Below are 23806 nucleotides of genomic sequence, written 5' to 3'. Positions count from 1 at the left end.
ATCTCGACCCGCCAGCTGGTCTGAACCAAATGGGTCGCACGCCGCTCTGGTCGCGCTTTGGCCGCGACGTTGTGGGCAGATCTGGCTACCCGAAAAGCTCATTGGTCCGCGCCGGTCGCCACGGCCGCCGAATTCCCAGCGCTGCGGGCGAATCCTTACGTCCAGTGGGAGATGTCGTTGACCAGCCGGACCGAGGCGTTGCCGTCCGGGTAGAACTCCACAATGGACAGAGACGCCAGGTCCAGGTGCAGGCGATAGAACATGGACGGGCCGACATCCAGGCCGAGGCGCAGCAGTGCCTTGATCGGGGTCACGTGACTGACCACGATGATCGTTCGGCCCGCATAGCGTTCCAGGAGGTCATCGCGCGTCGCCTTGACCCGCGCGAAGACCTCGTCGAGGCTTTCGCCACCCGGCGGCAGGACGCTCGGGTCGCCGAGCCACTTGCGGTGCAGCTGCGGATACCGCTCGGCGGCCTCCGTGAAGGTGAGACCTTCCCAGGCGCCGAAGTCGGTTTCCAGCAGTCCGTCGTCGAAACGCAGTTCGCCGCCGGTGGCCTCGGCCACCGCCTGCGCGGTCTGCCGGGTCCGGGTCAGCGGCGAAGCGATCACCGGCGCGACGCCGTCCGGGGTGATCACCCCGTCCATCGCGGCCAGCCGCTTGCCGGCGGCGCGCACCTGGCGCTCCCCCAGCTGGGTCAGTGCCACGTCGCCGCGACCGGAGTAGCGCCGGTCGATCGACATCGGGGTCTGCCCGTGGCGCAGCAACAGCATCTTCGTCGGCGTGCCGTTGGCGCCCAGCCATCCGGCCGGGCGGACCCGCGCGCTGCCCGGCTCAGCCTCGCCACCGGCCTGCTCGGTCCCCGCTTCGGTCCCGTCCGCTTCGGGGTCCGACCCGGCACCGGTCGAGCCGCCCGCCTGCCGGTCCATCGCCTCGTTGGCGAGCCGGTCGGCGTGCGTGTTCTGGGCGCGCGGTACCCATTCGAAGCGCACCCGCTCGAACCCGGCGACCAGCTGCCGTGTTTCGGCGGCCAGCGGCTGCAGGTTGGCGTGCTTGACCTTCCAGCGGCCGGCCGACTGCTCGATGACCAGCTTGGAGTCCATCCGGACCTCGACGTCGGTAGCGCCGAGCTCGGCCGCCGCCCGCAAGCCCGCGATCAGGCCTTGATACTCCGCGACGTTGTTGGTCGCGATGCCCAGCCCGATCGAGCGCTCGGCGAGCACCGCGCCGGAGTCGGCGTCGCGCACCACGGCGCCGCACCCGGCCGGACCGGGATTGCCGCGCGATCCGCCGTCGGCCTCGACGACGACCCGCAAGCTCACCGGCTCTCCCTGGTCCGCACCAAGATCGCGCCGCACTCCTCGCAGCGGACCACGTCGTCGGCCGCCGCCTCCCGCACCTCGTTCAGCGCGGTGCGATCCAGCTCGATCCGGCACGCGCCGCACCGGGCGCCCTGCAACAACCCGGCCGCGACGCCGCGCTGGGCGCGGATCCGCTCGTAGAGCGCGGCGAGGTTTTCCGGCAGCGCCTTGGCGATCACGTCCCGCTCCCCCTTGCGGCGGGCCTCCGCCGTTTCGAGGTCGGTGAGCGCCTCGTCGCGGCGCGATTGGATCTCGGCGAGCCGCTCCTCGGCCGCGGCGACCGCCTCGCGTGACTTCGTCACGTTGGCTTCCAGTGCCTCCCGCTGCTCCATGACCTCAAGCTGCTCGTCCTCGAGGATGCCCTGCCGACGGGCGAGCGTCTGCAGCTCGTGCTCCAGGTCTTCGAGCTGCTTGGCGGCTGCTCCGGCGGCCATCAGGTCGCGGTCCCGCTGCTCCCGGGCGCGTACCTGGTCGACCTCGTTCTCCAGCCGCTTGACCTCGCGGTCCAGGTCGCTGAACGCGGTCTGGGCGACCACCAGCTCGTCACGCTTGGCCTGCGCGTCGCGCTCGGCCTGGCCGATCTGCTCCAGCTCGGGCAGCGTACGCCGCCGGTGCTCGACGCGGTTGAGCTCCGCGTCCGCTGCCGCGAGATCGAGCAGCCGTCGCTGTATGGCGGGGTCGGCTTTCACGCGAGCGCCCTCCCTGGGTCGGATGCCGCGCTGGCGTGGACGGTCCACGGGTCGGTGCGGCGGGTGGATACGAGGACCTCGACAGTATCCGGCAACGCGGCGGCTACGGTGTCGGCGGCCTGTTGGCACCACGGCCATTCGCTGGCCCAGTGCGCCACGTCCACCAGCGCCGGCACCGCGGTGCCGGGGACGTCGGCCCGGGCGAGGTGCTCACCGGCCGGATGGTGTCGTAGGTCGGCGGTCACGTACGCATCGACGCCGGCCGCCGCGGCAGTCGCCAGGTACGAATCTCCCGCGCCGCCGCACACCGCGACGGTGCGAATCGGCCGCTCCGGGTCGCCCGCCCCGCGTACCCCCCACGCCGTGGTGGGCAGGTTGTGCGCGACGCGGCGCACGAAGTCGCGGAACGGCTCGGCCTCGGGCAGTTCGCCAATGCGACCCAGTCCGGTCTCGGCTCCTTCCGCGTGCGGCACCAGCGGCCGCGTCACGGTGAGGCCGATCGCCTCGGCCAACGCGTCCGACACGCCCTGCCGCGCGCTGTCGGCGTTGGTATGCGCGCAGTACAGGCCGATGCCGGAGCGGATCAGCCGGTGCACGATGCGTCCCTTGGGGTCGTCGGCGGGCACGCCGTGCACCCCGCGGAGCAGCAGCGGGTGGTGCGCAACGACCAGCTGCGCGCCGAAACCCACCGCTTCGTCCACAGTGGCCTCGACCGGGTCCACGCAGAACAGCACCCGCTGCACCGCTGCCTCCGGGTCGCCGCACACCAGGCCGACCGCATCCCAGCTCTCCGCCAGGTCGGTCGGGTATGCCCGTTCCAGCGCCTCGATCACCTCTCGAAGCCGTGTCACCACCGGCTCACCCCCGTCCCAAGATGTCGTGAAATGCCTTGGCCAGCAAGGCGTTCTGTGCCGGATCGCGAACCGCGACCCGCAGGTGGTCGGGGCCGAGACCGGGAAACGTGTCGCCCCGGCGGACCGCGATTCCGTGCTGCCGCAGCGCTTCTCGCACTTCGGCCCCGCCGTCCACCCGCAACAGCAGGAACGGGGCGCGGGCGGGCATCGCCACCCGCAGTCCCGGAATTCCGTCCAGCTCGGCGACCAGCGCGGCCCGGTTCGTCTCGAACTCGGCCGCGGCCTGCTCCGACTCGGCCAGCGCCGCCGGCTCGCAGCAGGCGATCACCGCCTCCAGGACCAGGGCATTGATCGGCCAATGTGGGCGGTTGCGGGCCAGTCGCCGCAACAGCCCCGGGTCGCCCAGCGCGTACCCGGCGCGCAGCCCCGGCAGTCCCCACATCTTGGTGAGGCTGCGAAGCACCAGCAGTCCAGGTTCCGGGCAACCCGCTAACGACTCCGGCTCACCGGGCACGGTGTCGCTGAACGCCTCGTCGACGACCACTACTCGGCCCGGCCGCACCAGCCGCCGGATCTCCGCGGCCGGATGCAGCACCGAAGTCGGGTTGGTCGGATTGCCGAGCACCACGAGATCCGCTTGCTCCGGCACCGCATCCGCGTCCAGGCGGTAACCGTCGGCCGGGTCCAACGGCACCCGCACGACTTCAACGCCCGCCGTGCGCAGCGCCAGCTCGGGTTCGGTGAAGGACGGGTGCACGAGCGCCGCGAGGCTGGGGCGCAGCGACGGCAGGAGCGCGAAGCCCTCCGCCGCCCCGGCCAGCAGCAGGACCTCGGAGGCGGCACGCCCGTGACGGGCGGCGGCGACCGCCCGAGCGGCGTGGTCGTCGGCGGCCGACGGGTAGCGGCCGAGCCGGTCGAGCGCCGCCGCCAGGCGGTGGCGAAGCCAGTTCGGCGGGCGGTCCAGCCGGACGTTCACCGCGAAGTCGATCAGGCCGCGCTCAGCATCGACATCGCCGTGGTGGCGCAACAAATCCTGGTCGTCCCCGCTGTTCATCCCGCGCAGTCTAAATGGGTCGTGCGCGGCGAACGGGTTGGCGTCCGCTTCGGCTCGCACGACCCCTATCCTCGGAAAACGTGCACATCTCCTTCATCTGTACCGGCAACATCTGTCGTTCGCCGATGGCCGCCCTGGTGTTCCGCGGGCAGCTGCGGCGGGCGGGGCTGGACGGACAGGTCGAGGTCTCCAGTGCCGGGACCGGGCCGTGGCACGTCGGCGAACCGGCCGACCCGCGCACCGCGAAGGTGCTCGCCGACCACGGCTACCCCACCGACCACATCGCCGCCCAGATCGACGACGAGCACCTGGCCGCCGACCTGCTGGTCGCGATGGACGCCGGGCATCTGCGGGCGGTGCGCCGCCTCGTCGGTGGCGCGACCGAAGTGCGGTTGCTGCGTTCCTTCGACCCCGGCTCCGGCGAAGGAGCCGAGGTCCCGGACCCGTACTACGGCGGCCCGAACGGATTCGAGGACGTGCTGGCGATGATCGAGGCGGCGGCTCCGGGACTGCTCGACTGGGTTCGCGAGCGGTTGTGACGGCGATGCGCGACCAGGTCCGTGCCGCGGTTGCGGAGATCACCGGACGCGAGCCCAGCGATGTGCGCCAACTCGGCGGTGGGGACACCGCCGCCGCGTTCGCGGTTCGCCTCAACGACGGCGCGACGGTCTTCGCCAAGACCGCGCCCGAAACGATGCCCGGAGCCATCGCCGCCGAAGCCGCATCGCTGGCCTGGCTCGCCGAGCCCGGCACCGTCGCCGTGCCCGCGGTATACGGGCATAACGATCGCTGGCTGGTCACCGAGCACATCTCGACTGCGGCAGCGAGCCCGCAGGCCGCCGACCGGCTCGGGCGCGAGCTCGCCGCGCTGCACGCGGCCGGCGCGCCCGCCTTCGGAGCGGCACCGCCGGGCGGACCGGCGGAGGCCTGGATCGGCCTCGCCCCGATGCGCAACGAGCCCAGCGAGCAGTGGCCCTCCTGGTACGCCCGGTATCGGATCGAACCGTATCTGCGGCGCGCCGTCGACGCAGGCACGCTGAGCCATGAGGGGAGCGCTGTGATCTCCCGCGTGTGCGAGGAGATCGACGATCTCGCCGGACCCGCCGAGCCGCCCGCCCGACTGCATGGCGACCTGTGGAGCGGCAACGTGCACTGGGGCGAGCAGCGGGCGTGGCTTATCGACCCGGCCGCGCACGGCGGACACCGCGAGACCGACCTCGCGATGCTGCACCTGTTCGGTTGCCCACATCTGGACCGCATCCTGGCGGCGTACCAGGAGGTCAGTCCCCTGGCCGAAGGGTGGCGACACCGGATCGGACTCCACCAGCTCTTCCCGCTGCTGGTGCACACGGTGCTCTTCGGCAGCGGCTACGCGGCCCAAGCCGTCGCCGCCGCCCGCTCCGCCCTCCGCGCGCGCTGACGCACCTCCCGGGACGGGGGTGGCGTGGAGCGCAGCCGGTCGGGGGTGGCGGCGCGGCCTGGCATCGGCCGCTTACCGTAGAGGGGTGCGCCTGAAGTTCTTGCTGCGACCCGGCTGGCTCGGCCTGATCGCGCTGGTCGTGGTGTTCGCCTCGCTGTGCTTCACGCTGCTGGCCCCCTGGCAGTTCAGCCGCAACGACGAAGCACAGGCGCGCAACAACGCCATCTCCGAGTCGTTCCACGCGCCGCCGAAGCCGCTCGCCCAGGTACTGCCCGCCGGGCAGGTGCCGGACCAGCGGACCGAGTGGTCGCAGGTCTTGCTGCGCGGGCGCTACCTGCCGACGGGCGAAGCGCTGGCGTGGCAGCGCACGGTCCTCGGCGAACCCGCCTTCGAGGTCCTGACGCCGTTCCGGCTCGACGACGGCACGACCGTGCTGGTCGACCGGGGCTATGTCCGCCCGGTGAACGGCACCCAGGCGCCGAATTACGCGCCCGCGCCCCCAGGTGACGTCACACTCACCGCGCGTGTCCGCGCCGACGAGCAGGACAGCAAGCATCGCCCGCTGTTCGACCACGACGGGCACCGCTGGGCCTACGCGGTGAACGCGGAGACCATCGGAAACGGCACGGGCGTCGCCCTGCGGCCGGGTTACTTCGCGCTCGATGAGGGCCAGCCCGGCGCGCTGGACGCCCTGCCGCTGCCCCGCCTGGAGTCCGGACCGTACTTCTCGTACGCGCTGCAGTGGATCGCGTTCGGCATCATGGCGATCATCGCGATCGGGTACCTGATCTACTCGGAACTGCGCCCCGGTGCCCGCCCGGCCTGGCAAGAAGAAGCGGCCGCGAACAGCACTGCCGATGCCCCGAGCACGGGTGGCCGCCGAAAGAAGATGTCGGTAGCCGAGGCGATCGCCGAAGACGAACGGCGCGAACGCGAAGCCGAAGCAGCGGCCAACGCCGAACCCGCAGAAGAACCACCCCACAAGACCGAACCAACCCACCACACCTAACCCAAGGCGCGCGAGCGGCCCCATGCTGGCGATTTCAATGGAAATCGCCGGACCATTGGTGGAAGCGAGCGCCTTTCGAAGGGGTTGGGGCTTTGGGAGGCTCCGGGTTGACTGGTTCGTGGGCGCGTTTTCGGGGGAATGCGCAAGTTTTGAGGGGGTTGGGGCTGCGGGAGGTTCCGTGTTGACTGGTTCGTGGGCGCGTTTTCGGGGGATTCGCGCGGCTTTCGAGCGGGTTGGGGCTGTGGGAGGTTCCGTGTTGACTGGTTCGCGGGCGGCTTGGCGTGATTTGCGCGCGTTTTGAGGGGGTTGGGGCTGGGGGAGGTTCGGTGTTGGATGGGCCATCCCCGCGATCGGTGGAGTGTGGGGGCTGTGTTCCGGAGGTCAAGCCCGGCCTGGCGGCCGCCTCTTCGAGGTTTCAGGCTTGACATCCGGCCCACAGCCCCGGTTCGGCTTTATATCGCGGGGATGGCCCCGGACTGGGCTGGCGCAACCGGCAGGTTACGTTGCCGGGTTGGCGGATTCGGCCGTGGCTGGGACTGGTGCCGGTCGGCTTGGGGTTGTTCCGTAAGGCTTTGATCGGTCGTGCTGGCGGGCGCCTTCGGCGTGTCGTGGAGGGTTTTTGTTGCTGGGTGCGGGTTTTCGGGGTTTTGGTGGGGGTTTTCACCTGATCAAGCGATGCTGAAATGCGTGCGAATGGGTGTTCGAATCTGGGAGAATGGAGGCATGGCACCGTTGACGGACACCCGGGACGCGAACGTGGAGATGATGTCTTCACCCTCGTCTGTGGTGTCGTGCTCGGATGCCGAGCTCATCGCCCGGATCCAGCGCTGTGAGCAGGCCATGCGGGTGGTGATGATGGAGCAGTTGCAGGTTATCGCCGAGGCCGACCGGCGGGGGCTGCATGCCGAGCGTGGTGCGAGGTCGATGCAGGTGTGGTTGCGGGAGCTGCTCAACATCGACCAGAGAGACGCCAAGACTCGGGTGACGGTCGCCCGCAACGTCGAGGACCGGGCTTCGTTGTATGGCGAGACGATGCCCGCCGAGCTTCCCCAGACCGCTGCCGCCTTGTCGCAAGGCGCGATCAGTGTTGAGCATGCGCGGGTGATCGTGGCGGGCATTCGCCGGCTGCCGGAGTACGCCCGTTGTCACCGGGTGGGGGAGGTCGAGGCGACCCTGGTCGGCTACGCCCGCCAGATGCCGCCGCGTGAGCTGGAGAAAATCGCCGAACGGATCAGGTATCTGCTCGACCAGGACGGGGCCTACCAGGACGAAGCCGACCAGCACGAGGCTCGGGAGCTGCATTACGGGACCGCTCGGGACGGGATGATGGTCATCAAGGCCCGGCTGGACCGCGAGACCGGGGCCAAATTCGTTGCGCTCATCGAGCCGCTGGCCGCCCCGTGCCCGGAAACCGGCGGGGAGAAGGACCCTCGCAGTGCCGGGCAGCGCAATGCCGACGGCTTCGCCGCGTTGCTCGATCTGGCTATCGATTCCGATGGGGTGCCGCGTGCCGGTGGGCAACGGCCGCACCTGACGATCAGCATCGACTTCGAAGACCTCAAGCGCGGGCTGGGTTTCCCCGATGAGCAGGGTATGCCCGGCACGCTGAACACCGGGCGTGCCATCACCGCCGAGAACGCGCGGCGCATCGCCTGCGACAGCGAAGTACTGCCCATGGTTCTCGACGGAGCTGGCCTGCCCCTGGAGGTCGGCCGGGCCAGGCGAACCGCACCCGCGCACCTGCGCGCCGCGCTGCTCCAGCGAGACGGCAGCTGTTCCTTCCCCACCTGCGACCGGCCGCCGGGGACCCCCGACGCGCACCACGTCGTGAGCTGGATCGATGGTGGCCCCACCGAACTGGCCAACATGACAATGCTGTGCGGCTCCCACCACCGGACCGTGCACAGTCAGCGGTGGGAGATCCAGATGCGCGAGGGCAGACCCGTCTTCATCCCACCGTCCACAGTCGACATCGACCGAAGACCGCGACCAGGCGGCAAGGCGCTGCCCGCCCAGCATCGCGAATACCTCCGGGACCTCATCCCCTCCCAGCGGGACCCGGCGGGCGAATCGCGCTGCTCGCGTCCCGATGCGGCGGTCAGCTGACCGGTGCCGTGGGCGGTTTTCGTCCCGGTGTGTCAGCCAGCGGAGGCAATTTGCGGCTGCCGGGTCGCGGTGTGGTCGTGGCGGCAGGGTGTCAGCGGGTGCGGCGTTCGCGGCGGAGGCCGCGGGCCAGGGCGAAGCCCGCCATCAGGACGCCCGTGACCGCGCCGATCACTCGCGAAAGTTCGACGCCGCGGGTGACGTCGCCAGCGTCCGCCGTGCGGCCCTCGCCGAGCACCGGGCGCTGCTCCACCACGTGGCCGTACACCGTCCGGCCACCCAGCCGGATCTGCAGGGCCCCGGCGAAGGCCGCCTCGATCTGTCCGGCGTTCGGGCTCGGGTGCGCCGAGGCGTCCCGCCGCCAGGTGCGCCACGCGCCGCCGGCCGAACCGCCGACCACCGGCGCGCACGCCGAAGTCAGCATCGCCGCGATCCGGGACGGCACGAGGTTCAGCGCGTCGTCCAGACGCGCCGAGGCCCAGCCGAAATTGCGGTAGCGCGGCGAGCGGTGGCCGACCATGGCGTCGAGGGTGTTGGCCGCGCGATAGCCGATCAGGCCCGGGATACCGGCGACCGCCCCCCACACCAGCGGCGCGACCACCGCATCCGAAGTGTTCTCGGCGAGCGATTCGACGGTGGCCCGGGCCAAGCCCTGCCCGTTCAGCACCGCCGAGTCCCGTCCGCACAGGTTGCTTAGCCGCGCCCGCGCCGCGTCGATCTCCCCGGCGTCGAGCATCCGGGCCATCGCGGTGCCCTCGTCCGCCAACGACGAACCGCCCAGCACCGCCCAGGTGGCCAGCCCGGTGGCAGCGGCCTCCAGCACCGGGCTGTGCCGCGATAACCGCTGGGCGAGCACCCCGAGCCCGACCGTGCCGCCGACCAGCAGGCCGGTGTAAGCGACGCCGGCGAGTCGCTGGTCCCGGTGCAGCGCCCGTTCGGCGGCCTGCGCGGCCTTGCCGAAGATCGCGACCGGATGCCCGCGCTTCGGGTCGCCGATCGCCGCGTCCGCGGCCACTCCGAGTAGCAGTCCGACCGCCCGTCCCGCGCTCACCGGTGCCGTTCCTCCCAATCGACCTGGGTGCGGGGCGCGCGCGCCGAGTCCGCGAATGCCTGGAATCCATGGTCGCCACCTCGGCCAGATGGGCGTTCGCCCTGGCTCGCGGCCCCGGATGCGTCCCGAGTTCCGGCATTGCGGGTGACCCGGTCGCGTGCCCCACACCTCGCAAAGCTGTCCGGAACGCTACCTCTGGGGCCGGTGGGGCCGGTGACCGCATGCCAGGTGACCGGCCGTGTCACCACGACCGGATATCGTGGCGGACCGTGACGGCCCCGGACCACGATGCCGACGTGCTGCGCGCGGGCGTCGCGGGAACCACCGCGACGGACGCGCCGACCACTCAGGCTCCCGAGCAGACCCGCGACGGCGGGCAGCGCCTGCAGCTCTTCGCCTACTTGCAGGCGCCCGAGCACCGCACCTACCTGGCGATCATGCGGCTGTTCACGTCAACCTTGCTGGCCGACCTCTCCGCCGGAGAGGTCGGCGCGGCGCTGGCCGCGGCCGAGCGCGAGGGCCGGGTGGCCCCCGGAGAGTCCGATGTGGACACCGTCATCGACCGGCTCAAGCAGCTGGTCAAATGGGGAAATCTGGTGGTGGGCCGGCGCGAGACGATCGCGTCGAGCATCGCCGAGTTCCAGCACGGCAGCGTGCGCTACCAGGTCAGCAAGCTCGCGGTTCGGGTGCAGCGAGACGTCGACGCGCTGCTGCGGGTTCCCGAAGGCGCCCGGGAGGTGTCGCGCGAACTGCTGCCCGCCATCGACCGCGGGCTGTCCGGGATCGGCGCGGCGCTGTCGGAGGCGTTGACCACCGAGCGCCGCGATCCGAAGGCGAAATCCACGCAGCGGGCCAGGGAACGGCTCGCCGAGCAGGTCACCACGGTGTTCCTACAGCACGCCGAACTCGCCGCCACGGTCCGCGACTTCTACGCCTACCTGGGACAGGTGGTGACCCGGCACCAGCTGGCCCCCGACGAGATCTCCGGATTCCGGAACCTGCTGGTGGAGTACATCCAGATGGTCGTCGAGGACGTGCTGCGGCACACCGAGACGATCGCCGGTTCGCTGGCCGGGCTCGCCGGGGTGCGCGGCGAACTGCTCCGGCTGCTCGGTCCGGCCGACCAGCTGGGCACCGATGTGGAGCGGGCGCGAGGCCGCACCGCCGCGGACTGGCAGGAGCTGACCGACTGGTTCGTCGATTCGCCGGGCCGGCCGAGCCAGGTCGCCGCGCTGCGCGAGGCCACCGCCCGAGCGATCGGCTCGCTGCTGGCCAGCGTCAAGCGCGCCACCTCCGGTGGCGGGCTGGTGCCGGGTCGGCGGGGCGAGCTGCTGAAGCTGGCGAAGTGGTTCGACGGCGCCGAGGAAAACACCGCCCACCAGGTCTATGCGGCCGCGTTCGGCCTGCACTCGGCGCGGCACCTGCTGCCCGCGCCGGATTACGACAGCGACAACGACAAGGTGCCGTGGCGCGACGGCCCGGTGCTCGATGTGACGGTGAGCGTGCGCAGCCGGGGCGATCGCGGGGCGCGCGGTCGGACCTCGCGGGTGCTGGACGACCCGATGACCGAGGAAACGCTGCTGGCCCAGGCGCGTCAGGCCGACGAGCGGCGCACTGCCGCGGTCGCCGAGCTGGCCGCGGCGAGTTCGCAGCTGGCCGAGCGGCGGCTGTCCAACGACGCGCTCGGAGTGCTGTGCGAGCTGCTGACCCTCGCGATGGCGCAGCGCGAAGGCGCTGAAGACCCCGGCACGGCGCTGGACCCGGTGCACCGGCTGCGGGTCACGGTTCGCCCCGAAGCGGGGCGGGAAACCCGGATCACCAGCACCGCGGGGACTTTGACCCTGCGGGACACGGTGCTCGAAGTCGTCGGCGACGGCGCCGTCCCCGAGGCCCCGGAGCCGGTCCGGGGGGCCGCCCGATGATCGCGACCTTCGACGAGCTCCCCGATATCGACGCGGCCAATGTGGTCCGCTGCGCGCGCGTGCTGCTGCGCCGTCCGCTGCTGCGTTCCGGCGGGCCGGACGGCGACCTGCTGCCGATGATCTACCGCCAGCGCACGGTGCTACAGGAGATGTTCTCCTCGCTGCTGGGTTATCGCCTGGTTGTGGAGCGGCGGTTCGCCCGGCTCTACAAGTCGGGACCGGGCGAGGACGCCACCCGCGGGGAGGCGTCGCTGTCGCCGCGCGGCTACGCCTACCTGGCGCTGACGCTGGCCGCGCTGACCGGCATCGGCCGCCAAGTGCTGCTCTCCCGGCTGGTCAGCGATATCCGCGCCGCCGCGGTGGAGGCCGAGATCCAGGTGATCGACGACCCGGCGGACCGACGCGCGCTGACGGCCGCGCTGCGGCAGCTGGTGGCGCTCGGCGTGATCACCGAGACCGAGGGCTCGGTGACCGCGGAGTCCACCGCCGAGGCCCTGATCACCATCGACACCGACCTGCTCGGGCACCTCGTCGCCGGACCACTGGCCGAGGCGGACCGCCCCGAGCAGCTGGTCGAGCTGGCCTCCGCCGTCGGGCCCCGGAACCTGGCGCATGCGGTGCGGCGCCAGCTCGTCGAGAACACGGTCGTGCTCTACGACGACCTGCCAGCCGAGCAAGCGAACTGGCTTCGCGAGCACCTGACCAACGAATCCCGCCTGCTGGAGCGGTTCTTCGGGCTGGTCAGCGAGTGCCGCGCGGAAGGCGTGGTGGCCTGTGACCCGGAGGACTACCTCACCGACGTGGTCTTCCCCGGCCCCGGCACGGTCGCGCGCATCGCGCTGTTGGCGTTGCCGGAACTGCTGGGCCGCGCGGAGCCTGACGACACCGGCAAACACCCAGTGACGTGGCAGGATCTGACCAACGTGTGTCAAGACCTGGTCGACTCCTATCCTGCCGCGTGGTCCCGGCAGGCCACCGAGGACCACCAGGACTTGGTGCACTCGGTCGTCGCATTGCTGCGCCGCCTCGGGCTGCTCCAGGACCGCGACGGTCACTGGCTGCTCGGCCCGGCGGCGCACCGCTGGCTGCCGCGGCCGGATGCCACCCCGGCCCCCGGCCGGGAACCCGAACCCCCTGCCCCGGAGCCGCCGGGCTGGTCGCTGTTCGACGAAACGGCGGTGTTCGACGACAAGGCGGTACTCGACGAGAAGAAGGGGGACGGTCAACGGTGAGCGCAGACAGCACGGATACGGTGTCCGCTGCCAACCGGTGGCGGCTGCACCGCGGCGGAATCGTCAACATCTGGCAGTACGCCGAAACCACCTTCGACCTGGGCGGCGGCCGGGCGATCTTCCAGGGCACCAACGGTTCCGGCAAGTCCCGGACCCTGGAGCTGCTGCTGCCGCTGTGCCTGGACGGCGACCTGCGGCAGCTGGGCTCGAAGGGCTTCGACACGGTCAGCATCCGCCGGCTGATGCTCGACGAATACCCCGGCGGGCCGAACCGGATCGGCTACGCCTGGATCGAGCTGCACCGCGAAACCCCGGACGGCGGCGAGGAATTCCTCACCTGCGGCCTCGGCGTGAAGGCATCCAAGACCTCGCAGTCGATCAGCGACTCGTGGCGGTTCATCACCAGCCGCCGGGTCGGCATCAACCTGTACCTGGTCGGCGCGGACCGGGTGCCGCTGGGCGCTGCGCAGCTGCGCGAACTGCTCGGCGCCGACTGTGTGCTCGACGACCAGTCCTTCCGCGCGAAGGTCGCCGCCTCGGTGTACGGCGTGCCCGCCGCGCGCTACGGCGACCTGCTGCATCTTCAGCGCACGCTGCGCAACCCCGACGTCGGCCTGAAGGTCCTGGAGGGGCAGCTGGAGCAGATCCTCTCGGACGCGCTGCCGCCGCTGGACTCAAGCTTGATCGAACGGCTGGCGACGTCGTTCGACGACCTGGAGTCGATCCGGGAGAACATCGTCCGGCTGACCGGCGCGGACAAGGCGCTCACCGCCTTCCTGTCCACTTATTCCGGCTACGCGTTCGGCGCACTGCGCGACCGGGCCGAGGCGATGCGTACCGCGCAGGAGAAGTTGCGGGCGCTGCGCAAGGAACTGACCGGCCTGGAGAAGCAGGTGGCCGGTAAGCAGCGGGACCGCGAGGCCGCTCAGCAGACGATCGTCGAGCTCGAACAGCGCGAAGGCGAACTGGAATCCAGTATCGACGCGTTGCGCTCCCACCCCGCGTATTCGGAGCTGCAGAACCTGCGCGACCGCGAACGGCTGGTGGAAAGCGCCCGCACCGCAGCGGTTTCCGCGCTCGACATGGCGAGCAAGCACCGCGCGCAGGAACACCGCTCGGCGGAGTCGGTGGTCGGCATGCTGCGGCGGCTGACCGGCGACACCGTAGCGGCCGGGCAAGCCGCGGCCCGCGCGGCGCAGCAACTTTCCGCTGCGGGATTGGACGGGTCGCTGGTGCCGCAGCCGCCGGAGATTCCGGCCGCCGAGGTGCAGACCGAACGGGCGCGGGTGCGCACTTCGCCGGAGCCGGACGCCGAGCCCCTGGCCGTGGAGCGCTACCTCGCGCCGCAACTGGACACCGACGTGCTCGCCGCGGAATTCCGCGCTGTCGTGGGAACTTCGGCGCAGGCGTCAACGGTCGCGCGCCAGCGTTCCGCGCTGACGCTCGCACTGCACCAGCAGGCCCTGGAACTGGATGCCGAGCAGGACCAGGTCGTCGAACTCCAGCGGCTGGCCCGACAGGCGCAGCTGACCGCGACCGAGGCCGCCGGGCGGCGCAACCAGGCGCAGCAGGAACTCGGCGACGCCGCCGCGGGGTGGGTGGAGCGCGCGCAGAAGTGGGTCACCGAGTGGCCTTGCGCGGTAGACGATCAGCTGCCGGAACCGCCGCTCGCGGAGGATCTCGCCGAGAACCGCACGGCGACCCGGCAGGCCCGCGAGCAAGCGCGCCGCTGGGCCAAGCCCCAGCTGCACGAAGCGCGCCGACAGGTCTCCGAAGCCGAACAGGAGATCGCCGAACTGCGTGCGAATTCCGGTGCCCGCGAACAGGAACTCGCCGAACTCCGGGCCGGGTACGAGCCGACGCCGAGCCGACCCACCTGGGCCGGGGCCGAACGGGACGCCGCCCAGGGCCGGGCCTTCTACGAGCTGGTGGACTTCCGGCCGTCGCTGGGCGAATCCGACCGGGCAGGGCTGGAAGCGGCGCTGCAATCCAGCGGCCTGCTCAACGCCTGGGTCACCGCCGACGGTGCGATGCCCGACCTCGCCGACCTGCTCGCCGTGCCGTCCGAACCCGGCTCGGGCGGCACGCTGGCCGAACTGCTCTCCCCCGCCGCGGAGGCGGACTGCCCGGTGCCACCGGAGCAGGTCGACGCCTTGCTGTCCGCGGTGTCTATCGACGGCGGCACCGGGCTTTCGGTGTCGGTCACCGGCGCCTGGCGGGCCGGGGTGCTCTCCGGCTCGTGGCGCAAAGACACGGCGGAATACGTCGGCGCGGGGGCCCGGGAGGCGGCCCGAGCCCGGCGCATGGCGGAGCTGGAAGAGGATCTGGCGCGGCTGCGCACGGAGATCGGCGAAGCCGAGCGGCGGCACCGCGAAGCCAGCGAGCACGCGGCGGCGCTGGAGCAGCACCTGGAGTCGTATCCGGACGACAGCGATTTGCTGACCGCGCATGCCAAGCTGACCACGGCGATCGAGGCCGCGGCGGACGCCGAGCAGAAGGTCGTGCAGCTGCGCGAGCAGCACGAAAGCGCTGATCGGCGCTGGCAGGCGGCGCGGGCCGAGCTGGTACGCTCCGCCGGCGAAGCCGACCTGCCCGCCGAAACGCACGCGCTCGACACCGCCCACCGGGCGGCCGTCGAAGCCCGCTCCGGGATCGACGCGCTGCACGAGGCGATCGAGTCGCGCTGCCTGCCGACCCTCACCGACCTGCGGGACCTCTCGCTGCACCACGACGCGGCGGTGGCCGACCGGATGGAGGCCGAGTCGCAGGCCGAACGGCGCTGCGCCGAATACGCGGAGCAGGCCACCGGGCTCACCGAGCTCACCGCCGCCGTCGGCGGCGAGGCGCAGCAGATCGCCGACAAGGTCAGCGCGCTTGAGCGCGAGCGAGCCGAGCTTCGCGAGCAGCTGCCGCAAGCTCGGGAGAAGACCAGCTCGCTGCGCGAGTCCGCGGCGCGGTTGGAAACGCAGCTGGAGCACAAGCAGTCCCAGCTCGCGGGTCGGGACCACGACGCGACATCGGCAACCGACACGTTCCGGCAGGTGCTGCGCATTCCGGGCCTGTGGTCGGCGGCCGGTGTCTCCGAGACAGCACCAGAGGATCTGGACGAGGCCGCGGGCCTGCTGGCCGAGTCGGACCGGCGGGGCTCGTCCGAGACCACGGTGCTCAACCGGCTGCAAACCTTGCAGCACTCGATGAGCGGCAACTACGACATCACGGCCGCCGACCAGCACGGCCTGCTGACCGTGACCGTCACCGGCGAGGAAGGCCCGCAGCCGGTCGCCGACGCCGCACGCCGGGTCGGCGACCGGCTCGCCGAGCAGCGCGGCTACCTCAACGAGCGCTACCAGTCGATCTTCGCCGACTACCTGATCCGCGATCTCGCCGAGCGGTTGCGCGGGCAGGTCGGCATCGCCGAGGACCTGTGCCGGCGGATGAACGAGGTGCTCGACGGCGCCCGCTCCAGCCAGGGCGTGCACGTCCAGCTCGAATGGCAGCCGTCGGCGGCGCTGGGCGACGACATCAAGCAGGCCATCGAACTGGTCCGCACCCCGTTCGCCAACCGCAGCGACGACGAGGACGCGCTGCTGCGCCGGGTGTTCACCGATCTCATCGAGTCCGAACGGGACAGCACCTCGGGCGGCTACGCGGAAATCCTGGCGCGCGCGCTGGACTACCGGTCGTGGTTCGCGTTTACCGTGCGCGTCCGCGACACCGGGCCGGACGGCAAGCCGCGCGTCCGGCGGCTGCGGCAGCTGTCCTCCGGCGAGACGCGGCTGATCTCCTACGTGACGCTTTTCGCCGCGGCGGCGGCGTTCTACGACGCGGTCAGCGTGTCGTCGGACGGACGCGGGCCGTTGCGGTTGGTGCTGCTGGACGAGGCGTTCGAGCGGCTGGACGATCCGACCATCGCGCGGATGCTCGGCCTGCTGGTGGACCTGGACATGGACTGGCTGATCACCTGGCCCAGCGGCTGGGGGGTGTCCCCGAAGATCCCGAAGATGCACATCTACGACGTGCTCCGCCCCCGCAGCGGCCACGGCATCGCCTGCACCCACACCACCTGGGACGGCACCGCCCTGGACCGCACCGATGCGTGATCCCTTTCGGCGTGCGGGGCACCCCACACTGAGGTTCCGACTTGTATGTAGCTACCGGTTGGACAGGTTGGATGATCACGGGCCCGTAGTCTGCCGGAGGTGTGGGGTTGGGCTCGCTCGTGAGGTTACTGCCGCTCGGATGGGCTGGCTCGCCGGTGGTGTGTGGCCTGGCTCGACACCGGCTGCGGTCTGACTTAACAGAGGTGTGAGCGTCACAGGCCGAAAGTCGGAATGTCGACCGCAGTTTCCTTATGTCGCCTGGAATGAACGCGGTTGATGGTCGTCATCGGGGTTGATCCGCATAAGTCCAGCCACACGGCAACGGTGTTGGATCCGCAGACACATCGTCCACAGGAGACGGTTCGGATCGACGCGACGTTACCGGAGTACGGCCGGTTGCTGACCTGGGCCCGGCAGCTCTCCGCCGGTGGGCGGTGGAGAACGCGCGAGGACTCGGCCGCCACCTCACGCAATGGTTGATCGCACGTGGCGAGACCGTGGTCAACCCGGACCAGCAGCGCGCCCGACCCCCAGGTGGCCGACCTCCTGGCCGTACGCGTGGCACACCGCCCGCCCGACCAGACGGGAAATCGTAGTGCTGCCGGGGGCTTTTATGCTGGTGGCCGTGAATCCGACGGAGTTTGTGGTTTCGGGGCCTGTTGTGGCTGCTGCCTTGCTGTCATGCCTGGCTGGGGCGGTGAGTTTCGCCTCGCCCTGCGTGGTGCCGCTGGTGCCCGGCTATCTGGCGTACCTGGCGGGCCTGGTGGGGGCGGAAGCTCCGGCGGTGACCGTTGCGGAAACTGCGCGAAAGCAGCGGGGGCGCTGGCGCGTGGCCGGAGCGGCAGGGCTGTTCGTGGCCGGATTCAGTGCGGTGTTCATCGGCGCCACGCTGGCGCTGTTGGGCCTCTCCGATGTGCTCGTGGCGAACGAGCCCTTGCTGCAGCGCCTCGGCGGTGTGATCACGGGCATGATGGGGTTGGTGTTTCTTGGGCTGATCCGCCCGTTGCAGCGAGAAGTACGCCTCCACAGGGTTCCGCGCGGCGGGCTGATGGCAGCCCCGCTGCTGGGCGGGGTGTTTGGGCTGGGGTGGACCCCGTGCCTGAGCCCAACGCTGGCTGGCGTGATGTCGCTGGTCTTCGCCACGGACCCCAGTGTGGCCACAGGGGTGCGCGGCACGGTGCTCATCAGCGCGTACTGTGCCGGGCTGGGGGTGCCGTTCGTGCTGCTAGCACTCGGGGCGCAGTGGGGGGTGCGGACTGCTGGGTGGTTGCGCCGCCATGGCCGTGGCGTGCAACGCACCGGTGGAGCGCTGCTTGTGTTGCTCGGTCTGGCCCTGGCCACAGGTCTGTGGCAACAGCTGGTGGCACTGCTGCAAATCCCGATCGGCACGGACGAACTTCCCCTGTAAAAACCCTAGATTCGCTGCGACAACTGGGGGAATTTCGGTGTTTTCCTCCCGTCCACGTGGCAGCGGGCTCCAAGATGAGTCCGCTGTACCCAAGATCAGGAGGAAACCACTTATGCGGGCTCGCCCAGAGCTCGCTCTGCGGCGAGCCCTCACGCAGTTCATCCACGCCTGCGCCCTGGTGGCCTACGACGATGCAGGCGCTGGCACGGCCGTGGATGCGTACCGCAAGGTGCTCGATCACTGGGGCGACCCGACGCAGTACCGGACCGGCAGCGCGTTGGAGCGCGCCAGCTTTGCTTGTGTCGAGCGGGTGCGCGATCCATTCGAAGAACTGACTGCGCAGCCTCGCCACGCGGCTCGGGATGAGGAAGCCGTTCATCCATTGGTACTCCACGTGGTGCCGGACATCTTGGTCGGCGACACCGGATTCGGATCCTCCTTCCGCATGGCTTGCTTCAACGCTGCTGGTTCGCTGATGGATGACGTCATCACGGCATATCAGGCCACTTCGTTGGTGGTCAGTGCCGGATACATCCCTTACCACGACGTGGAACAGCCTCCCGAAATTCTGGAGAAGATGCGGGAGTTTCGGGTGCGGTATGAGGACGAGGTAGCCGAGCGAGAGACCGTTGCCGCCGAGATCGCCGAGTACTTCCGTGAACGGTGGCCTACGTTGACCAGGGACGGTGGTAACGCTAAGCCGTGACCGTGCGACTAGTCAGTGGGCGCGGGCGGCCGTCCCTGCCGCCACTTGCGTCGACCGCGATTCGGGCGCCAGGCGACGCTGGACCAGCGCTCCGAACACCAGGCCCATGGTGGTCCAGAGGACCAGCTGGATGCCCAGCGAGGCGATGCGGAAGTTCCACAGCACGGCGGCGGGGAAGCCCTCCGGCACCTCGTTGACGGTCGGCAGCGGTCGCCGCGATCGCCAGCGCGATCGACAAGGCCACCAGGCCGAAATAGGTAACGGTGCGTTCGTTGATCGTGTCAGGGTTACCCACCGACGGCGGGTTGGCCGGGTACTTCAAAAACGGCACCACGAACGTCGTCAGGTAGCCGCCCAAGGCGACCACGGCTGCGGTGGCCCGCGGGCTGAGCCGCCCATTGCGCCCGTAGGTCAGGGCAAATGCCACCGCGAACAGACCGCCGAAGGTAACCGCGTAGACGACCACCCCCGTGGCCAGACCGATCGTGCTCTGCACGCCGCGACTGACCAGCTCCGGCTCGGGCGTCTCGCCCATGGCGGCCTGCCCGGCCGATTCGAAGTCAATCGCGGCGCCGACCGAAGGCTCACCGAAGATGCGGGCGAAGACCAGCGCGAGCAGTCCGGCCACCAGGCCGGTAAGCATCCCGCGCACCAACAACATCCTCATCATGCTCGCGTCCGTGATCCGAGCCGCCGTGGTACACGCCCTGCAAGCGCCACCGGCCGCGTTCTGGCGTCTCGACGTTGCCCCGCTGTCGCACACCATGATGTCTGGGAATGCCGGCCGGTGGACCCTGAGCGAGACGGGCCACCAGCTTGCCCCGACCCCGCAGCCGGAATGAGTTGTCTCCCCGCAAGGCACCCGGATCAGTGTGTCCAAACTGGACGTTCGGTGCGGAACAGCCGGTTCGCGGCCAGGGCGAGTCGGCACTCCGGCTGCGTGCTCAGCGGCCGTGCGGATCAGCGGAAACCGCCGTACGTTCTCGGCATGGCATCGGTCGTTGTGGAGTTCTCGGCGCGGGAGCCGGCGCGGCTCGCGCGGTGGTGGGCCGAGGCACTCGGTTGGCAACTCGACACCCAGACCGGGATCATCGTCCGGCCGACCGGCCCCGGAGTGCCGCTGCGATTCGTCGCGAGCGCGCGCGCCAAGACCCGGAAGAACGGCGTGCACCTCGACCTGCGAAGCGAGTCGCACGACGACCAGAACAAGATCGTGGAGCGGTTGTTCAACGCCGGTGCCCGGTTCGCCGACATCGACCAGAGCAGCGACGTCCCGTGGGTGGTGATGGCCGACATCGAGGGCAACGAGCTGTGCGTGCTCGAACCGCGCAAGGTCTACACGCGCACCGGCCCGCTCGCGGCGATCGTCGTCGATTCCCTGGACCCTCGCTCGGACGCCCGCACCCTGGCGACGGCTACCGGCATGGAGCTGGCGGGCGAACGCTCCGAGTTCGCATCCCTGCGCCCGCCCTCTGGCGAAGGCCCCTTCCTGGAGTTCCTGGAAAGCGCCTCCGGTCCGGAGGGCATGCTCCGCGTCCTCGCCGAGTGACGAGCAGAGCAGGGCTAGCGGCGGGCGGGTTCGATGATCTTGACGCCGTGCAAGCGGCGGACGAAGTCCGCGCCGAAGGCCGTGGACGGGGTGTGGGCGCCGGGGGCCGGTCGCTCGGAACGCAGGGCACCGACCGCCCGGAGCACCGCGTCCGCAGTGAGGTCGTAGGTGTCCGGGCCGATCAAGGCGGCCGACACGCCCGTGCCGTCCGGTGCCGTCGCCTCCGCGTACACCTCGACCCAGCTGCGCGAGCGGGTGGCGCGTCCGGGGCCGCGCACGACCGCGCCGATGGCTGCCTTACCCAGCCGCTGCACGACGTGCGAACTCATCACCGCCTGCGACAACCGGGTCGAACGACGACCGGTCCGGTCGAGCCCAGGCAGCTGGGCGAAGGTGGTGATGTTGCCGATTCCGGTGCTGCGGTAGGCCGTGCTCACGTCGCCCCAGGGCAGTGACGTGACCCGTCGCGGCCCGGAGGGGAACGGGATCTCGCGCCGCCGCCACGCCAGCGGCACGGAGCGCACCTTCCCGTCGACACGGGCCCGGCCGCCCAGCGCGGCGCCCTCCAGCGCGCTCTTGAGCGTGCCACCGCTGATCCCGCCGCAGGCGTGGAACGCCAGGTCCAGGTGGGTCGCGGTGGGCAGGTCGGCGGCGACCATAGCGGCCAGGCAGTCTGTCGGCACCACGTCGAAGCCCGAACCCGGCAGCAGCACCACACCGGCGCGACGGGCATCTTCGTGGCGCGCGAAAACCGCCTCGAACACATCGATTTCGCCGGTGATGTCCAGGTAGTGCGCCCCGGCGCGCAGGCAGCCGTCGATCATCGACGCCGACGTGGCGGAGAACGGCCCGGCGCAGTGCACGACGACGTCGATACCCCGCAGGCCCGCCGCCACCGCCTCGGGATCGCCGAGGTCGAAGGTCCGGTACGACAGTCCGCGCGGCATGGCGAAGGCCGCGAGTTTCGCCGGATCCCGCCCGGCCAGCACCGGACGCTCGCCGCGGTCGAGCGCCAGGTCCGCGACCAGCCGACCGGTGTAGCCGCTCGCGCCGTAGATCATCCAGGTCATCGCGATCCTCCCGGGAACCACCGAACATCTTGGTAACGAGACCACTGGAAGTGGTCGCGGGTTGCCCGGAGTTGCGGCGATCACCCGACATCGTGAATGCCCGCGGGTCAGCGCGGCGGGTGGCCGAGGGCGGCGGCGATCGCGGTGGCCGTGTCCCGGACCCGGCCGAGCAGCTGTTCGAGCGCGGCCAAGTCGGCGTCGGCGCGCACCGTCGTCAACGAGACGGCCGCCGCGAGTTGCCCGGTCACGTCCGGGATTCCGACGCCGATACAGTGCACCAGCGGCTCGAATTCGGCTTGGTCGGTGGCATAACCGAGCCGGGCGACCGCAGCCAAGTGGTCGCGGAACTCGGCTTCGTCGGTGATGGTGCGCTCGGTATAGCGGGTGAACGAGTGCGCGGAGAGCAGGCGCTCCCGGTGTTCGACGGGCAACGCCGCCAAGATCACCTTGCTGGCCGCGGCGGTGTGCAGCGGCACGGCGCGGCCGATCCGCGACCAGGTGCGGATCGACGCCGCACCCTCGATCTTGTCGACGTAGACGATCTGGTCGTCCACCAACTGGGCCAAGTGCACCGTCGAGCGCGTGGCCTCCGCGAGCGAGATCAGGTGCGGTCGGGCGACCGCGCGCAGGTCCATCTCGTCGAGCACCTGCTGGCCGAGTTCGACCAGCCGCAGCCCGAGGCGGTAGCGGCCGTCCGGTCCGCGCGCGATCAGGCCGCCAGCGACGAGTGGCTGAAGCATCCGCAGCGCGGTCGAGCCGTGCACTTCGAGCTCGCGCGCCAGCTCCGCGATCGTCTTGGGCTCTCCGGCGAGGGATTCGAGCACGTGGACCGCCTTGGCGACCGTCTTCGACATCAGCACTCCCTCAATCGGCCTGCGATATTAGCAGAGGAATTGCAAATGTTGCAGTACGCCGCCGGGAACCCACCACCGACAACCGATGAGAAATCGCAAATCACCTCCCTTCCCGGAAAAGTCGATCAAGACGACGATCCGCATCGCACCGCAGTCGCGAATGCCAAGCCTCACTCGGGTGAAAAATTGCGTTCCGGCCATCCTCAAATTGACAGGCATCGAGCCGGAGTGATCGACTTCGCAGCGCATCTGTCAGCAATTCGGTAAACGGAAGAAGGCCCCCCGAATGCGACACTCGCCCGTCCTGCTCAGCGCCGCGTTGACCCTCGCCGCCTTCGCGGCAGTGCCGACGGCTCCGGCAATCGCCGCCCCCGCGAACGCCCCGGTGTGTGCGCTGTTCGCCTACCAACCGACCCGCGAGGGCAACATCTTGACCGCCAGCGGCGGGCGCACCGGTTGCCTGAACACCGCGACGGTCACCGTGCGGGTCGTCGTCGAGCAGAAGGACGCGGCCCCGAAGGTGATCGGCGAGTTGGCGCAGAGCGGGACCGAGATCAAGCTGCACACCAAGGCACCGTGCAACACCGGCGGCACCATCAAGGTCCACACCGAGACGATCAGCTCCACCGGCGCGACCGCCCAATCCCCGTCGACCACCTTCGAAAAGTGCTGACCCCGGCCTGAACAAGCGGTCTGTCGCGGACCACTCCCTTCGCCACGTCACGTACCCCGCTTTCCTCGTCGGCAAAATTGAATGATGAGCGCGCGCCTCGTTCCCAATATCGGCTCCGATTCGACAAACGTTTTCTCTGGTGTGCCGCATACCGGCCTCCGCTGTTTTCCCGGTCGAATTCCTTTTCGCATGTAAGGACACCGGCACGTGATCCAAGGGCCCCGTGCCGATGCAGCGCGCCGCCGGGCACAGCGTCAGGCCTCCGCGAGTACCCGGCCGGGGACGTCCGGATCGCAGCCCAGCCGGGGCAGCTGCGCCCGAACCGCGCCCCGGGTGCGGCCGAGTTCCTCGGCCAGCTCCCCGACCAACCGGCTCGCGGTCTCGCCCACCGAACTCAGCCACCGTTCCCGGAGCCGCTCGCCGTCGGCTTCGGCCCACGGCCGGCCAGCGTTGGGCGGGCGTGGTCGGCCCCGCCCGCGCCCGGCCGTCCACGGCTCGTGCAGCGCGGCCAGTCCGCCCAGCGTCCGGGCCAAAAACGCGTTCGCATCGCCCAGCCCGTCGATGGCGATCAGCAGGTTGCCCTCCGCCACGACGCGACCGTCGGCGTCCGCGCCGGTGAACTCCACTGCGACCGTGGCCGGCTGGTCGTCGCCGGCCGGTTCGCCCTTGGCGGTGATGTCGTAGGTGTGTTGTCCGACTCGTACTTCGTCTCGAAAGTCCATGCCTCGAAGCTAAAGCCGCCGGCGGCGAA

General features: G+C 70.5%; 23 protein-coding genes. 14 read left to right on the top strand and 9 right to left on the bottom strand.

Annotated elements, in window-relative coordinates:
- Positions 1-155 precede the first annotated feature (155 nt).
- The 4 genes from BJ970_RS18115 to cobC are packed head-to-tail and all read right to left on the bottom strand — an operon-like array spanning position 156 to position 3958.
- Positions 156-1322, bottom strand: a complete 1167-nt coding sequence (locus BJ970_RS18115; protein WP_184727338.1) for a bifunctional RNase H/acid phosphatase — start codon at positions 1320-1322, stop codon at positions 156-158.
- The gene (locus tag BJ970_RS18110; RefSeq protein WP_184727337.1) at positions 1319-2050 is read right to left on the bottom strand and encodes a zinc ribbon domain-containing protein; all 732 of its coding nucleotides are present in this window, start codon (positions 2048-2050) and stop codon (positions 1319-1321) included. The genes BJ970_RS18115 and BJ970_RS18110 overlap by 4 nt, the downstream gene beginning before the upstream one ends.
- Positions 2047-2901 (bottom strand): Nif3-like dinuclear metal center hexameric protein, encoded by an 855-nt coding sequence (locus tag BJ970_RS18105; RefSeq protein ID WP_184727336.1) that lies wholly within the window; start codon positions 2899-2901, stop codon positions 2047-2049. Before BJ970_RS18105 ends, BJ970_RS18110 begins: the two co-directional genes overlap by 4 nt.
- Positions 2902-2908: 7 nt before the next feature.
- Positions 2909-3958: an Rv2231c family histidinol phosphate aminotransferase CobC gene (gene cobC, locus BJ970_RS18100; RefSeq protein WP_184727335.1), complete on the bottom strand. Its 1050-nt coding sequence runs from the start codon at positions 3956-3958 to the stop codon at positions 2909-2911.
- Between the two features lie 80 nt (positions 3959-4038).
- Here cobC and BJ970_RS18095 point away from each other — a divergent pair, with 80 nt between their 5' ends.
- The 4 genes from BJ970_RS18095 to BJ970_RS18080 all read left to right on the top strand — a co-directional run bounded on the left by BJ970_RS18095 (position 4039) and on the right by BJ970_RS18080 (position 8493).
- Positions 4039-4497, top strand: coding sequence for a low molecular weight protein-tyrosine-phosphatase (locus BJ970_RS18095; protein WP_312864307.1), 459 nt, complete (start codon positions 4039-4041; stop codon positions 4495-4497).
- 5 nt (positions 4498-4502) lie between these two features.
- Entirely contained in the window at positions 4503-5378 is an 876-nt protein-coding gene (locus BJ970_RS18090; protein WP_184727333.1) for a fructosamine kinase family protein, read from the top strand.
- Positions 5379-5463: 85 nt separating this feature from the next.
- The gene (locus BJ970_RS18085; RefSeq protein ID WP_184727332.1) at positions 5464-6387 is read left to right on the top strand and encodes an SURF1 family cytochrome oxidase biogenesis protein; all 924 of its coding nucleotides are present in this window, start codon (positions 5464-5466) and stop codon (positions 6385-6387) included.
- A 723-nt stretch (positions 6388-7110) separates the two neighbouring features.
- On the top strand, positions 7111-8493 hold the full coding sequence (locus BJ970_RS18080) for an HNH endonuclease signature motif containing protein (protein WP_184727331.1): 1383 nt from the start codon (positions 7111-7113) through the stop codon (positions 8491-8493).
- Between the two features lie 91 nt (positions 8494-8584).
- Here the strand turns inward: BJ970_RS18080 and BJ970_RS18075 are convergent, their stop codons facing one another.
- Positions 8585-9541, bottom strand: a complete 957-nt coding sequence (locus BJ970_RS18075; protein WP_184727330.1) for a cobalamin biosynthesis protein — start codon at positions 9539-9541, stop codon at positions 8585-8587.
- 269 nt (positions 9542-9810) lie between these two features.
- On the opposite strand from BJ970_RS18075, the gene BJ970_RS18070 reads away from it, so the two are divergent.
- The 6 genes from BJ970_RS18070 to BJ970_RS18045 all read left to right on the top strand — a co-directional run bounded on the left by BJ970_RS18070 (position 9811) and on the right by BJ970_RS18045 (position 18909).
- A complete protein-coding gene (locus tag BJ970_RS18070) occupies positions 9811-11463 on the top strand; it encodes a TIGR02677 family protein (RefSeq protein WP_184727329.1) in 1653 nt (550 codons plus the stop codon).
- Complete coding sequence (locus BJ970_RS18065) at positions 11460-12695, top strand: TIGR02678 family protein (protein ID WP_184727328.1); 1236 nt, start codon at positions 11460-11462, stop codon at positions 12693-12695. Before BJ970_RS18070 ends, BJ970_RS18065 begins: the two co-directional genes overlap by 4 nt.
- A complete protein-coding gene (locus BJ970_RS18060) occupies positions 12692-16795 on the top strand; it encodes a TIGR02680 family protein (RefSeq protein ID WP_312864306.1) in 4104 nt (1367 codons plus the stop codon). Before BJ970_RS18065 ends, BJ970_RS18060 begins: the two co-directional genes overlap by 4 nt.
- Positions 16796-17071: 276 nt before the next feature.
- On the top strand, positions 17072-17275 hold the full coding sequence (locus tag BJ970_RS18055) for a hypothetical protein (RefSeq protein WP_246470901.1): 204 nt from the start codon (positions 17072-17074) through the stop codon (positions 17273-17275).
- Positions 17276-17420: 145 nt separating this feature from the next.
- A complete protein-coding gene (locus BJ970_RS18050; RefSeq protein ID WP_312864305.1) occupies positions 17421-18203 on the top strand; it encodes a cytochrome c biogenesis CcdA family protein in 783 nt (260 codons plus the stop codon).
- Positions 18204-18315: 112 nt separating this feature from the next.
- A complete protein-coding gene (locus tag BJ970_RS18045; RefSeq protein WP_184727326.1) occupies positions 18316-18909 on the top strand; it encodes a hypothetical protein in 594 nt (197 codons plus the stop codon).
- Here BJ970_RS18045 and BJ970_RS18040 read toward each other — a convergent pair.
- Positions 18899-19579: a CbtA family protein gene (locus tag BJ970_RS18040; protein WP_446689092.1), complete on the bottom strand. Its 681-nt coding sequence runs from the start codon at positions 19577-19579 to the stop codon at positions 18899-18901. The two genes, BJ970_RS18045 and BJ970_RS18040, sit on opposite strands and share 11 nt — an antisense overlap.
- Here BJ970_RS18040 and BJ970_RS18035 point away from each other — a divergent pair.
- Together BJ970_RS18035 and BJ970_RS18030 are read left to right on the top strand one after the other, a co-directional pair.
- Positions 19578-19751, top strand: a complete 174-nt coding sequence (locus BJ970_RS18035) for a hypothetical protein (protein ID WP_184727325.1) — start codon at positions 19578-19580, stop codon at positions 19749-19751. The two genes, BJ970_RS18040 and BJ970_RS18035, sit on opposite strands and share 2 nt — an antisense overlap.
- A 146-nt stretch (positions 19752-19897) precedes the next feature.
- A complete protein-coding gene (locus tag BJ970_RS18030; protein WP_184727324.1) occupies positions 19898-20458 on the top strand; it encodes a VOC family protein in 561 nt (186 codons plus the stop codon).
- A gap of 14 nt (positions 20459-20472) precedes the next feature.
- On the opposite strand, the gene BJ970_RS18025 is transcribed toward BJ970_RS18030, so the two are convergent.
- Positions 20473-21528: a saccharopine dehydrogenase family protein gene (locus tag BJ970_RS18025; RefSeq protein WP_184727323.1), complete on the bottom strand. Its 1056-nt coding sequence runs from the start codon at positions 21526-21528 to the stop codon at positions 20473-20475.
- Positions 21529-21635: 107 nt separating this feature from the next.
- Positions 21636-22382, bottom strand: coding sequence for an IclR family transcriptional regulator (locus tag BJ970_RS18020; RefSeq protein ID WP_184727322.1), 747 nt, complete (start codon positions 22380-22382; stop codon positions 21636-21638).
- 45 nt (positions 22383-22427) lie between these two features.
- On the opposite strand from BJ970_RS18020, the gene BJ970_RS18015 reads away from it, so the two are divergent.
- Together BJ970_RS18015 and BJ970_RS18010 are read left to right on the top strand one after the other, a co-directional pair.
- Positions 22428-22649, top strand: coding sequence for a hypothetical protein (locus BJ970_RS18015; protein WP_184727321.1), 222 nt, complete (start codon positions 22428-22430; stop codon positions 22647-22649).
- A 19-nt stretch (positions 22650-22668) separates the two neighbouring features.
- Positions 22669-23055, top strand: coding sequence for a hypothetical protein (locus tag BJ970_RS18010; RefSeq protein WP_184727320.1), 387 nt, complete (start codon positions 22669-22671; stop codon positions 23053-23055).
- A 254-nt stretch (positions 23056-23309) separates the two neighbouring features.
- On the opposite strand, the gene BJ970_RS18005 is transcribed toward BJ970_RS18010, so the two are convergent.
- Complete coding sequence (locus BJ970_RS18005; RefSeq protein WP_184727319.1) at positions 23310-23777, bottom strand: hypothetical protein; 468 nt, start codon at positions 23775-23777, stop codon at positions 23310-23312.
- Positions 23778-23806: the final 29 nt, after the last annotated feature.

Origin of the sequence: Saccharopolyspora phatthalungensis (genome assembly GCF_014203395.1) — a bacterium.
GTDB classification, from domain to species: Bacteria; Actinomycetota; Actinomycetes; order Mycobacteriales; family Pseudonocardiaceae; genus Saccharopolyspora; species Saccharopolyspora phatthalungensis.
The sequence above is the reverse complement of the archived record's forward strand: the minus strand, read 5'-3'. Positions and strand labels throughout refer to the sequence as shown.

Excerpts from the sequence above, each read along its gene's own strand:
- BJ970_RS18020 (WP_184727322.1), bottom strand. The coding sequence starts at position 22,382 with ATGTCGAAGACGGTCGCCAAGGCGGTCCACGTGCTCGAATCCCTCGCC.
- BJ970_RS18080 (WP_184727331.1), top strand. The coding sequence starts at position 7,111 with ATGGCACCGTTGACGGACACCCGGGACGCGAACGTGGAGATGATGTCT.
- BJ970_RS18005 (WP_184727319.1), bottom strand. The coding sequence starts at position 23,777 with ATGGACTTTCGAGACGAAGTACGAGTCGGACAACACACCTACGACATC.
- BJ970_RS18010 (WP_184727320.1), top strand. The coding sequence starts at position 22,669 with ATGCGACACTCGCCCGTCCTGCTCAGCGCCGCGTTGACCCTCGCCGCC.
- BJ970_RS18090 (WP_184727333.1), top strand. The coding sequence starts at position 4,503 with ATGCGCGACCAGGTCCGTGCCGCGGTTGCGGAGATCACCGGACGCGAG.
- BJ970_RS18055 (WP_246470901.1), top strand. The coding sequence starts at position 17,072 with ATGGTCGTCATCGGGGTTGATCCGCATAAGTCCAGCCACACGGCAACG.
- BJ970_RS18065 (WP_184727328.1), top strand. The coding sequence starts at position 11,460 with ATGATCGCGACCTTCGACGAGCTCCCCGATATCGACGCGGCCAATGTG.
- BJ970_RS18025 (WP_184727323.1), bottom strand. The coding sequence starts at position 21,528 with ATGACCTGGATGATCTACGGCGCGAGCGGCTACACCGGTCGGCTGGTC.
- BJ970_RS18040 (WP_446689092.1), bottom strand. The coding sequence starts at position 19,579 with ATGATGAGGATGTTGTTGGTGCGCGGGATGCTTACCGGCCTGGTGGCC.
- BJ970_RS18045 (WP_184727326.1), top strand. The coding sequence starts at position 18,316 with ATGCGGGCTCGCCCAGAGCTCGCTCTGCGGCGAGCCCTCACGCAGTTC.
- BJ970_RS18035 (WP_184727325.1), top strand. The coding sequence starts at position 19,578 with ATGCTCGCGTCCGTGATCCGAGCCGCCGTGGTACACGCCCTGCAAGCG.
- BJ970_RS18015 (WP_184727321.1), top strand. The coding sequence starts at position 22,428 with ATGTTGCAGTACGCCGCCGGGAACCCACCACCGACAACCGATGAGAAA.
- cobC (WP_184727335.1), bottom strand. The coding sequence starts at position 3,958 with ATGAACAGCGGGGACGACCAGGATTTGTTGCGCCACCACGGCGATGTC.
- BJ970_RS18030 (WP_184727324.1), top strand. The coding sequence starts at position 19,898 with ATGGCATCGGTCGTTGTGGAGTTCTCGGCGCGGGAGCCGGCGCGGCTC.